The 11,631-nt window shown below is 55.6% G+C and carries 11 protein-coding genes; 10 read left to right on the plus strand and 1 reads right to left on the minus strand.

The genetic code is table 11. From position 1 onward, the window contains the following. The first annotated feature begins 122 nt into the window (after positions 1 to 122). Both MKY58_RS05985 and MKY58_RS05990 read left to right on the plus strand, forming a co-directional pair. Positions 123 to 836 (plus strand): MBL fold metallo-hydrolase, encoded by a 714-nt coding sequence (locus MKY58_RS05985; protein WP_339323853.1) that lies wholly within the window; start codon positions 123 to 125, stop codon positions 834 to 836. Then, a complete protein-coding gene (locus MKY58_RS05990; protein ID WP_339323854.1) occupies positions 826 to 1,914 on the plus strand; it encodes an AbrB family transcriptional regulator in 1,089 nt (362 codons plus the stop codon). Before MKY58_RS05985 ends, MKY58_RS05990 begins: the two co-directional genes overlap by 11 nt. 49 nt (positions 1,915 to 1,963) lie before the next feature. On the opposite strand, the gene MKY58_RS05995 is transcribed toward MKY58_RS05990, so the two are convergent. After that, positions 1,964 to 2,932: an MraY family glycosyltransferase gene (locus MKY58_RS05995; protein WP_339325067.1), complete on the minus strand. Its 969-nt coding sequence runs from the start codon at positions 2,930 to 2,932 to the stop codon at positions 1,964 to 1,966. A 211-nt stretch (positions 2,933 to 3,143) separates the two neighbouring features. Between MKY58_RS05995 and MKY58_RS06000 the strand changes: the two genes are divergently transcribed. From MKY58_RS06000 to MKY58_RS06035, 8 genes are all read left to right on the plus strand, one after another. Continuing rightward, a complete protein-coding gene (locus MKY58_RS06000) occupies positions 3,144 to 4,592 on the plus strand; it encodes a stalk domain-containing protein (protein WP_339323855.1) in 1,449 nt (482 codons plus the stop codon). Between the two features lie 30 nt (positions 4,593 to 4,622). Next, complete coding sequence (locus MKY58_RS06005; protein ID WP_339323856.1) at positions 4,623 to 5,477, plus strand: phosphate ABC transporter substrate-binding protein; 855 nt, start codon at positions 4,623 to 4,625, stop codon at positions 5,475 to 5,477. A gap of 121 nt (positions 5,478 to 5,598) precedes the next feature. Next, positions 5,599 to 6,528 (plus strand): phosphate ABC transporter permease subunit PstC, encoded by a 930-nt coding sequence (pstC, locus tag MKY58_RS06010; RefSeq protein WP_339325068.1) that lies wholly within the window; start codon positions 5,599 to 5,601, stop codon positions 6,526 to 6,528. Further along, positions 6,525 to 7,406, plus strand: a complete 882-nt coding sequence (pstA, locus tag MKY58_RS06015) for a phosphate ABC transporter permease PstA (RefSeq protein WP_339323857.1) — start codon at positions 6,525 to 6,527, stop codon at positions 7,404 to 7,406. Before pstC ends, pstA begins: the two co-directional genes overlap by 4 nt. Before the next feature lie 256 nt (positions 7,407 to 7,662). Further along, positions 7,663 to 8,298 (plus strand): phosphatase PAP2 family protein, encoded by a 636-nt coding sequence (locus tag MKY58_RS06020; protein WP_339323858.1) that lies wholly within the window; start codon positions 7,663 to 7,665, stop codon positions 8,296 to 8,298. A gap of 151 nt (positions 8,299 to 8,449) precedes the next feature. After that, positions 8,450 to 9,163, plus strand: coding sequence for a FadR/GntR family transcriptional regulator (locus MKY58_RS06025; RefSeq protein WP_339323859.1), 714 nt, complete (start codon positions 8,450 to 8,452; stop codon positions 9,161 to 9,163). After that, positions 9,156 to 10,376: an MFS transporter gene (locus MKY58_RS06030; RefSeq protein ID WP_339323860.1), complete on the plus strand. Its 1,221-nt coding sequence runs from the start codon at positions 9,156 to 9,158 to the stop codon at positions 10,374 to 10,376. Before MKY58_RS06025 ends, MKY58_RS06030 begins: the two co-directional genes overlap by 8 nt. Before the next feature lie 165 nt (positions 10,377 to 10,541). Further along, positions 10,542 to 11,423 carry an AraC family transcriptional regulator gene (locus MKY58_RS06035; RefSeq protein ID WP_339323861.1) on the plus strand — a complete coding sequence of 294 codons (882 nt, stop codon included), beginning with the start codon at positions 10,542 to 10,544 and terminating at the stop codon, positions 11,421 to 11,423. Positions 11,424 to 11,631: the final 208 nt, after the last annotated feature.

Here is an 11,631-nt window from a genome sequence, read left to right on the forward strand (position 1 = left end):
ATGGCGATTGACGAATAGAACTCGAGAGTCATATAATGGACTCATGGGTTTTTAATATTATTGGGGAGGTGAACCAAAGCGATTCGCTTTGGACGTCAATGAAAATAGCTGCAGGATTAACGATGTTGAATCTATCGGACGAAAGCGCCGGCATGGTATTCCATCCGGTGGTGATCGGGGAAGACGGTGAATGGGTGTTGGTGGATACCGGGCTCCCGGGGCACTACGAGGCGATCAAGGAGCTTGTGCGGCAGGAAGGCTACACGTCGCCGGCGCCGGCCGCCGTCGTGTTGACGCATCAGGATCTTGATCATGTCGGGTCGCTGCCGCAATTTATCGCGGCTTCCGGCGAAACATTGAAAGTATACGCCCACGAGGAAGACCGTCCGTATATCGACGGCGAGCTTCCTTTGCTCAAGATGCGTCCCGGGATGGAGGAAATGCTTCAAAAAATGCTGTCGGAACAGACGTATACCGATTTTCGGCGGGCGTTTTCCCGGGAAACTCCTGCCCACGTGACGCATACTTTCGTGGACGGTGACGTGCTGCCGTTCGGCGGAGGCCTGACGGTCGTTCATACGCCCGGGCATACGCCGGGCCATACCAGCCTGTACCACGCGAACAGCAAAACGCTGATTGCGGGCGATGCACTCATCGTTCATAACGGCGAGCTTCACGGTCCGGTGCCGCAGGCCACTCCGGATATGGATACGGCGCTGAAGTCGGTTCGTAAATTCAAGGATTATGATATTGAAACCGTGATTTGTTATCATGGCGGGGTATTTAAAGGGGATGTCCAAAAACGGATCGATGAGCTGACCGCCCATGTCCGCTAACGGGTTCCGCCTGCTCTATACATTGGTGCTTGGCATTATCGGCGGATTTGCGTTCAAGTGGATCCACATGCCCGTCCCGTGGCTGCTCGGCCCGATGATCGTGACGCTGATCGCATCCAAAGCGATACGGAGGATCAAGCCGGTATGCCCGACCGCCGTCCGCAATAGCGGCATGATCATCGTCGGCTACACGATCGGGCTGGCGTTTACGGCGGAGACGCTGCGTCAGATCGGACGGCAGCTGCCGTCCATGGTTCTGCTGACGGTCCTGCTGCTCTTAGGCAGCCTCGCCATTGCGGCGCTTGTGTCGAAACTGTCCGGCGTACCGTTTCCGACGGTGCTGATGGGCAGCATTCCGGGCGGCTTGACGCAAATGGTTTCGCTGGCGGACGACATCGAAGGCATCGACATTACGGTCGTCACTTTTTTGCAGGTGTCGCGCCTGATGATGATTATCTTTTTTGTGCCGCTGCTGGTGTTCAGCCCATTTTTTGGGGGAACCGGCGGTCGCGAAACGGCTGCCGCGACGCATGCCGCCTCCTCTGCAGGGTGGGACGGACTGTTTCCGCACGTGATTGGTTTTGCGGTGTTATGCACGCTTTTTGCCGTGGTCGGGCAGCGGATCAAATTTCCGACGGCTTATCTGCTCGGCCCGATGATCGCAACCGTCCTGCTGCAATTATCGGGGTATGCTGGACATGCGCTCCCCGCCGTCGTCCTGAACGCCTCGCAGCTGGTCATCGGCGTGTACGTCGGGATGCTGCTCAAACCGGAGCAGCTCGGGAACAAGCTGCGGATCATCGTTCTCGCGGCGTTCAGCGGGGTGCTGCTGATCCTTTGCTCCATCGGCCTGAGCCTGCTGTTTACCCGTCTTCATGCCGTCTCGTTCGTCACCGCCTTTTTGGGCCTTGCCCCGGGCGGGATGGATCAAATGGGCATCATCGGCAAAGAGGCCGGAGCCGATCTGTCGGTTGTCATTTGCTATCAGCTGTTCAGGACATTGTTTATCTTCCTGGCGGTTCCGCCGCTGCTGAAGGCGATTTTTCGGTCGATGCTGCGCAAGCGGTCGCCTGCGTAACACGAAAAAAAGCTCCATGCCTGTTTGCAGGCATGGAGCTTTTGGCTGTTTACGAAGATTTGCTCAGCAGCATTAAAATGATGGACGAAAGCGACAGGCAGGCGCTGATCAAATAGATGAACAAGACGGCCTGCTTCGGGCTCAGCCCCCAGGACAACAGCCGGTAGTGAATCTGGCTTCGGTCGGCCTTGTATACCGGTTTTCCGTTCAAATAACGTTTGATGATCACGTAAATGTTGTCGAAGATCGGCACGCCGAGCGCCAGCACCGGAACCAGGATCGAGATGACGGTAACCTGCTTGAAGGCCCCGTCCAGCGCGATGATGCCGAGCATGAACCCGATAAACGTGGCACCAGCGTCCCCCATGTAAATTTTGGCCGGCGGTTTGTTGTACTTCAAGTAGCCGAGCGCCACCCCCACGAGGATGATCGCCATGATCGCCGACTGCGTCTGACCTTTGGAAATCGCGACGATAAACAAGGTCAGCGCGGAAATGCCGGCTACGCCTCCCGACAACCCGTCCAGTCCGTCCATAAAGTTGATGACGGTCGTGACCCCGAAAATCCAAAGGATGGTCAGGATGAACTGGAGCCACTCAGGGAATACGATCATATGCCCGGCAAACGGAATCGTCACCCCGACGAAGGAGATGCCGGAGAAGTAGACGATCACGGCCGCTCCCACCTGCACCACCGTTTTCGGCAGCGCCGGAAAGTCTTTGCCGCGCGTTTTGTACCAGTCGTCCACCATGCCGATGCCGAGGATGAGGAGCGAACCGGCGATGATGCCGGCCATTTCCGCGTCCCAATGACGGCTCAGGATGAGGTACGGAATCATGAATCCCAGGAAAATGGCGATGCTCGCCAAATGGGGGACAGGTTCTTTATGAATTTTCCGGCTTGTCGGCCTGTCAACGAAATCGACCCGGATGGCCAGCTTTCGCAGGGGAGGAATCAATGCCAGCACGATGACAAGCGATAAAATAAATGCGATTACATACACGTTTTTGGCCTCCATCACTTCAGTTAACAATGGGTTAACACAAAAAGTCCCATCATTAGCCATGTTTCTTGGAAAAGCTTTATTTTTAACTAGGATAATACCTATTTTTCCAAATGACAACGGTAAATATTTTATGTTTCCATAACATACCAATCAAACCAATCTAACAAATCTATATGAAAATAGACCTAGATTCACCGAAGCGAAGAAAAAAGAGAAGAAAAGGGTGAGCGATTTGAAAACCAATAAAATGCTGCAGACCATTGCCGCAGCGGCTTTCGTGACGGCCGCGCTGTCGGCGGGAGCGCCGGAGGCCAAAGCATTGCGGGCGCAGGACCAAAGCACTGCATCCCAAGTCTCACCGGCCAAATTCGCGGTAGCGAGCGAAAGCATCCGCGTCAACGGCCAAAACATGACCGTCTCCATGCTGAAAGCCGGAAACGGGAAACTGATCGCGCTGGGCGATCTGGCTAAAATGTACGGCGCTGCCGCAACTTCCGCCAAGGGCCTCATCACGGTAAAGACCGGCAAAAACGGGCATACCCTGCAGCTGCAATCGGGTTCCAAGACCTTCAAGCTTGACGGCGAAGCACGGACCTTTACGGCCGCTCCCGTCATTCAGGACAATCGTGCTTTCGTTGAGCTGAACCCCGTAGTAGCCGCTCTGGGAGGCGAAGTCATCGTTGGCGGGGATACGCTGCAAATCCTGACGGCGGGGAGAATCGAGGGAAGTTTCGCTTCCGTTTCTTTCGACGCCAAAGGCCGACTCGTCGCCTTGAAGGAGGATGCCGATCCGGCCCAATTGTACAGCCTCAGCTCCGATTACAGCTCACGTTTATTATTTTCAAATCCGAACGCGTCGAATATGACAATTTCTCCGAACGGCGACCTCGCCGCATACACGGACGACACCGGACAGCTGTACCTCGTCAGCCTGAACGGCGGAGAGCCGTACAAGCTGGGGGCGGACACCTCCGTGAAGACAGATCTGGCCTGGACGGCCGACGGCAAAAAAATCTATTTCATTCAGGGGGACAAACAGGAAAAAATCTCGTGCGTCTCCGTGGACACGGGTCAAATCACCGAAATTTTGGCCGACAAGGTCGAAAATAAATCCGAGGTCCGCGTTTCGGCCGACGAGAAGAAAATCGCTTATATCGTCACCGCGACGGGCGTTGCGCAAAACGACAAAGAGAGCACGGAAGATTCCCTCAAAATCGATTATTCCGGCGCTGGGGAGCAGATCTATACGTTGGATCTCGGCGTGAAGGACGCCAAACCCGCAGCGCTGACGGCCTCCGGGGACAACAAACTGTATCCCGCCTTCCTGGGCAATGGCAGCGTGGCGTATTTGAGCGCCGATCCGGAACAAGCGAATGCCAAAGGAACGATCAAAGCCGTTTCCGCAAGCGGCGGTACCCGGGATTTGATCACGGACGCGGACTTCTTGCTCAGCGCTACGAGCCCAAGCGGCCAGTTGGCTGCAGCCGGCGTGGCTGCAGACGGAAGCTGCAAGGTCTATGCCCTGGTATCAGGCGTCAAAACCGAAGTGTACGCCACCAAGGCGGACGTTACCGGCCTTGCCATTTCGGAAGACGGCACCCGCGTGGCCGTCGTCGCGGACGGCAAAGTGATCTTGGTTCAAAACGGAAGAATCGACCAGCTTACCAAATAATTTGCTTCATATCGAGAGGAGATTATACGTATGAAATGGTTCAAAAAAATGTCGCTTCTGGCCGCAGCCTCGCTTGTGGCTGTATCCACCCTCGTCGGCTCCGCTTCGGCGGCTTCGGGATTGTCGGGCAAAATTACGATCAACGGTTCGACGGCGCTTCTTCCTTTGACGCTGCAAGCAGCCAAGGAATTTCAAAAGCTGAACCCTAAAGTTAAAATCGCCGCTTCCGGCAAAGGCTCCGTGACCGGACCTCAAGCCGTGAAAAAAGGCATCGCCGATATCGGCGCCTGCGATTGGGACGCCAGCATGGACGTCCCCGGTTTCAAAGCATTTGACGGCCAAGTCGCCAACAAAGTTGCAGTCATTCCGTTCGCAACGATCGTGAACAAAAACGTGAAGGTCAACAACCTGACGACCGAGCAGCTGAAAGGCATTTATTCTGGCAAAATCACCAACTGGAAGGAAGTCGGCGGAGACAATGCGGACATCGTCGTCATCACCCGCGCTTTCGGCTCCGGCACGCGCGTCAACTACCAGGCCAAAGCGCTGGGAGGCGGCGACATCGTGAAAAAGGACAAAAACTACAAGGAAGTCGGCTCCAGCGGCGACATGAAAACGGCCGTGGCGACGACGCCGAACGCCATCGGCTACATCGACCTGGTATACGTGAACAGCGACGTAAAAGCCGTCAGCTTCAACGGCGTGGCCCCGACGACCGACAACGTCATCAACGGCACGTACAAAATTTGGGCGTATGGTTATTACATGACCAAAGGACAGCCGACAGGCGCGACGAAAGCGTTCATCGAATACGTGCAAAGCGCGAAGTTTCAGCAGGGATCGCTCAAAAAGCTGAAATTCATTCCGATTTCGGCGATGCGCTAATACCGTCAGCGGTACGTGATTGATGCCTTAACCCTTAACAAGGAATATCGAGCGGCCAGCCCTGATCACGGGGCTGGCCGCTTTATGGGAGGAAACCTGAGTGAGCACCTCTGCCCGGCCAATGATGCCCGATAAATCGGGTTCGCTCGCGAAGCCGGCGGACGGACGGTTCGGCCGTTACGTTCGAGCCCGTTTCGCGGATCGGTTGTTTAAGTATTATTTCCTGTTCAGCATTTTGGCCCTCTGCTTCGTGCTCGGGCTCGTCATCTTTTTTATCGGCAAAACGGCGTTATTGACCTTCGCCCATATTTCCCTGGCCGACTTTTTCCTGTCGTTCGATTGGACGCCGGAAAACGACAGCTTCGGGGCGGCCGGCATCATCGTCAATACGTTATCTTTGACGGCGCTGACGTTGGCCATGGCGGTGCCGGTTGCGGTCGGCATGGCCGTGCTGATCGCCGAAATCGCTCCGAAATGGCTGCGGAACATGATGCGTCCGGTGCTGGATCTGCTGGTCGGCATTCCGTCTATCGTCTACGGCTATCTCGGCCTCACGGTATTGATTCCGGTCCTGCGCCGGATGAGCGGGGAAAATTTGGGCGACGGGCTGCTTGCCGCTGCTCTGGTGCTTGCTCTGATGGTGCTTCCGACCATTTGCCGGATCAGCGACGAAGCGATTTCGATGGTGCCGAAGAAGTACCGCGAAGCGGCGTATGCGCTTGGATCGACGCGCCTGCAGGTGACGATGAGGGTCGTGATTCCGGCGGCGGGGCGGGGAATCGTCGCGGCCGTGATTATGGGGATGACCCGGGCGATCGGGGAAACGATGGCGGTCGTCATGGTCATCGGGAATACCGCGCAGCTCGCCACGACGTTATTCACTCCGGCATCCGTCCTGACGAGCAACATCGTCATGCAAATCTCCAACGTCGAATTCGATTCGACCTGGAACTACGCGCTTCATATGATGGCCTTGCTGCTGCTGGCCATTTCGTTCCTGCTCATCCTGTTGATCCGTTATCTTGGACGGAAGGGAAGTGACCAAACATGACGCCAACGGCCCAAAGCCGCAAAATGCAAAGGTCGCTTGCGTATAACAAGCTCGCCACGGCCGCCTTTTATGGATTGGGGGAGCTCGTGCTGCTGCTGATTTTTTGGCTGTTGCTTACGATTCTCGGCAAAGGGCTCCCCGGCCTGACGCTGGATTTTTTGAAGAAAGTGCCCGAGGATATCGACCCGGGGGGCGGCATCGGCCCGGTGTTGTTCAACTCCTTCTACATTTTGTTTTTGTCGCTGGTCATTTCGATTCCCATCGGGGTCGGAGCCGGCATTTACATGGCGGAATACGCGCCCGAAAACAAGCTGACCGAGGTGCTCCGCATCTGCGTGGAGAGCTTGTCATCCGTTCCGTCGATCGTTTTTGGCATGCTCGGTCTCGCGATTTTCGCCGAGTATTTCCAAATCGGCTTGACGATCCTGGGCGGGGCGGTCAGTCTTGCCTTCCTCAATTTGCCCATGCTGGCCAGGGTGACCGAAGAAGCGGTCCGCGCCGTGCCCCATGACGTTAAAAATGCTTCCTATGCGCTCGGAATGACCCGGTTCCAATGCATCCGTACCGTCGTGCTGCCGATCGCGCTGCAGGGCATCATAACGGGCATCTGCCTGGTAGCAGGCCGCGCCTTCGGCGAATCGGCCGTCATTCTGCTCACGGCTGGCCTCAGCACGTCGGGCGAAATGTGGGATTTCAACCTGTTTGCGCCCGGCGAAACGCTTGCCGTCCATCTGTGGTACGTGCAGTCGGAAGCGATCGTGGAAGATGCCGCATCGATCGCGCAGCGGTCCGCGGCCGTGCTGGTCGTCGTCGTTTTGCTCATCAACCTGCTTTTCCGCATTCCGCTGTGGATCAACAACCGCAAACTAAAACGTTAGGAAGCATTCAGGAAGCCTTCGTGCCTGTAAGGTACGGGGGCTTTTTTTTGCGTTTTGCGCGCGATAATCATTCGGAACCGCCGAAAAGCACGAAAACTTCACGAAATATCTACATTTATCGGTGTTGAATGATGGCGGATGGCGGAGTACAATGAATCAGTGAGTTTTGGATAAAAGCGGTTGTCCGATGACCCGATTTCGAAATTGGAAAGGTATTGATCCCATGTCTTGGCTAAAAAACAGGATCCCTAGGCCGATGCAACGCTGGGCTCCTCTTTTATTGATGCTTGTTTTTCCCGTGCTCGGGAGCCTTTATCAACTGGTAAACCAGCCGACGGACAACGTCTATTCGCTTGTCACGCCATTGGACCAGGCAACGCCGTTCATTAAATATTTTGCGCTCCCGTACGGAGTCTGGATTTTTTACATCTATGTGTGCATCGTGTATTTCTTTTTCAAGGACCGGCCGTCGTTCTACCGTTCCATCTTGTTGTACACGGTCTGCGCCCTTACGTGTTACGTCATTTATCTGGTGTTTCAAACGACCGTGCCGCGGCCCGTCGTCGTCGGGGACGATCCGTTTGCGATGCTGATGCGGTTCATTTACAAACGGGACCAACCGTTTAACTGTTTTCCGAGCATTCACTGCTTCTCCAGCTACATGGTGATGCGGATGATATGGCATAGCCCGGCGCGCAACCGCAAAAACGCCGCTTTGATCACCGGCATGTCGCTGCTTATTATTTTATCGACCTTGTTTATCAAACAACACGTCATCATGGACGTCATCGGCGCGATCGCTCTTGTCGAAATTTACAATTTTCTGTTCATCAAGCTTCCTGCCCTGCATAAAAACAAAGTGGCGGCGGAACGCCGAGAATTGCAGGCATAATAGGATCCATTTCTTTGAAAAAGGCTGCTTTGAAAAGCGGTCTTTTTTTTGTTGTTTACATCGGATTTTCGAAATTTTTTCTGGAAGATAGCATGGATATGAAAATAGTGTTATAATCGAACCAAACATCCGATGTTTGGAGGAATTGCCGATGACACTTCAACGCCCGACGAAACAAACGTTGGTCGAACAAATCGCCGCCCAGCTCGAGCGGCTTATCGAAGACGGGACATGGCCGGTCGGCGAACGCATTCCCGCGGAACCCGAGCTCGTCAAGGAGCTTGGCGTCAGCCGGAACACGATCCGCGAAGCGATTCACGCGCTGATCCATGCGGGCATGCTCCGGACAAGGCAGGGGGATGGAACCTATGTGTGCTCTGCCAGCAGCTTGGCGCCGGCATTGACGCGGAGATTGGAACGGTCGAAGCTGAGCGAAACGCTTGAAGTCCGGTCGGCTTTGGAGCAGGAGGGAGCTCGATTGGCGGCGCTCCGGCGTACGCCCGAGGATATCGTCCGAATCCGTTCGGCTTATGAGGCATGCATCCGTGCGGAAGCTGCCGGGGATATCGAAGGTTACATCCGGGCGGATTACGAATTTCACAAAGAGATGATCGCGGCCGCGCATAATTCGATTTTGAGCGACCTGTACGATTCCATCAGCGAATCCGTCCGGCAGGTGGTGAGTTACGGCAGCAGCCACCTGTGTTTGTTGGAGCTTCATTCGGAGCTGAACGCCCGGCTGATCGAAGCCATCGTCGCGCAGGACGAAAGCCGATCGGCGGAGGCTGTCCGCGACTATCTTGACGCTTCGCGCACCGTATTGCTAAAAGAGATACAAGGGGGAAACAAAACACATCATGAATAACGCAACCGAAACGAAATTTCAACAAAACACCGATCCTGCCGCATCCACCGGCGTGAAGGCGGCGGTGCTGCTGCTCGGGATCGTCATGATCGCCACGACGCTCCGGTCCCCGATCACGGCGGTGGGACCGCTGATCGAAACGATCCGCAGCGATATGGGCATGTCCCACACGCTTGCCGGATTGCTGACCACGTTTCCGCTTCTGGCCTTTGCGGTCATTTCTCCGCTCGCACCCAAAATTTCGCGCAGCTGGGGGATGGAGCGGACGTTGTTTCTCGGCGTTTTCGCCGTGACTGCGGGCGTGTTATTACGCTTTATTCCGTCGCTGGCCGCGTTGTTTGCGGGTACCATTTTGCTTGGCGTCGGCATCGCGCTCAGCAACGTGCTGCTTCCAAGCTTGATCAAACGGGACTTCCCGCTGCGGACGGGCGTCATGACGGGGATTTATTCGGTATCGATGAACATTTTTGCGGCGGTGGCTTCGGGGATCAGCGTCCCGGTCGCTTCCCATCTGCATTCGGGGTGGCGGGGATCGCTCGTCATGTGGGGCATCTTTTCGGCCATCGCGATGCTGGTCTGGCTGCCGCAGCTGCGCTCCCGCCATCAGGCGGGCGAGGCGCAGGTTTCGGGCAAAAGCGGCGTTTGGGGCTCCAAGCTCGCTTGGCAGGTCACGATCGTCATGGGACTGCAATCTTTCGTATTTTATTCCGTGGTCGCCTGGCTGCCCGAAATTTTGACCGAACGCGGCATGAGTCCTTCGACGGCAGGCTGGATGCTGTCCCTGTTGCAGTTGTTCAGCGTGCCAGTTACGTTTATCGTGCCCGTGCTGGCAGCCAAATTCAAGAACCAGCGTTTGCTTGTCTTCCTTACGTTCCTGTGCTTCATGATCGGATTCTCGCTGCTTATGACCGGCGTCGCGGCGCTGGTGCCTGCCGCCGTCATTCCGATCGGCATGGCGACGGGGTCCGCTTTTGGCCTGGCCACGATGTTTTTCGTGCTTCGCACGCATCATTCGCAGCAGGCAGCCGAGCTGTCCGGAATGGCGCAATCGATCGGCTATTTATTGGCCGCGGTTGGCCCGCTGCTGTTCGGATTCGTCCACGACGTAACCGGAAGCTGGACGGTAGCCATCATCTTGCTGATGGCGGCCGGCATCATCTATATGCTTGCGGGTTGGGGAGCCGGAAGCAATCGTTATATCGGAGATAAATAATGAACGACGGCAGCCCGGAAGAGTAACATCTTCATAAGGGCTGCCGTTTATTCTAGAGACAAACGCGGGTCTCGGCTGACCAGGAGCCCCTGCAAAACGGTGCATGGATTGTCGGATGCCCGTTTCTTGATCCTGTTAGTATGAGATTAAAGGAGGTCATAACCAATGGATATGCTGCAAAACTTGAACCGGGCGCTCCGGTACATCGAAGAGAACCTGGACGGCGACATCGACTATCAAGAGGCGGCGCAGCTGGCGTTGTGCTCGGAATATCATTTTAAAAGAATGTTTTCGTTCCTGGCCGGCATTTCGTTGTCCGAATACATTCGGCGCAGGCGCCTGACTTTGGCAGCGATCGACCTGGCCGCCGGAACAATGAAGGTGATCGATGCCGCCGTCAAATACGGGTATCATTCGCCGGATTCGTTCGCCAGGGCGTTCCAGCAGCTGCATGGAATCGCCCCGTCGGAGGCGCGAAAGCAAGGGCGTCCGCTGAAAGCATTTCCACCCATGACCTTCCGTTTATCCATTGAAGGGGGAGAAGAAATGAACTATCGTTTGGAGGAAAAAGAGGCATTTCGAATCGTGGGGCTCAAGAAAAGGGTCCCGATCAAGTTCAGCGGCGTCAATCCGGAAATCGCCTCCATGTGGGCCAGCCTGGACGAAACGACGATTACCCTGCTGAAAAGGCTGTCCAACGTTGAACCTCAGGGGCTGATCAGCGCGTCCGCGAATTTTTCGGAGGGCCGCATGGAAGAGCAGGGCGAGCTTGATCATTACATCGGGGCGGCCACAACCGCCGAATGCCCTGAGCATCTGTCGATGCTGGAGGTGCCGGCCATGACGTGGGCCGTGTTCGAAGCGGTCGGTCCTTTTCCCGAAACGCTGCAATCGGTATGGGGGCGGATTTATTCCGAATGGTTCCCGTCTTCGGGGTATGAAGCCGTTGAAGGCCCGGAACTGCTGTGGAACGAAAGCAAGGACACTTCCTCGCCGGCATTCCGGAGCGAAATCTGGATTCCCGTCGCCAAAAAAACGGCGGTGTGATCCCTGATCGTCACCTTGAAACCTTGTGATGGATGAAAAAAAAGGACTTCCCCTGCATGGAAGGGATGGGCATGCGCCCGCATTCCTTTCCTGCGGAGCGCGGGTCCTTTTTTGTTTATTCGTCGCCGCTATCCTATTTGAGTCGCACACGAATCCGGGCTGCGGCCGTATGCATGCATGCGTGCCCTCGATTCCTCTTTCTAAGAAC

This window comes from Paenibacillus sp. FSL W8-0194, assembly GCF_037969745.1.
GTDB lineage: Bacteria > Bacillota > Bacilli > Paenibacillales > Paenibacillaceae > Paenibacillus_AQ > Paenibacillus_AQ cookii.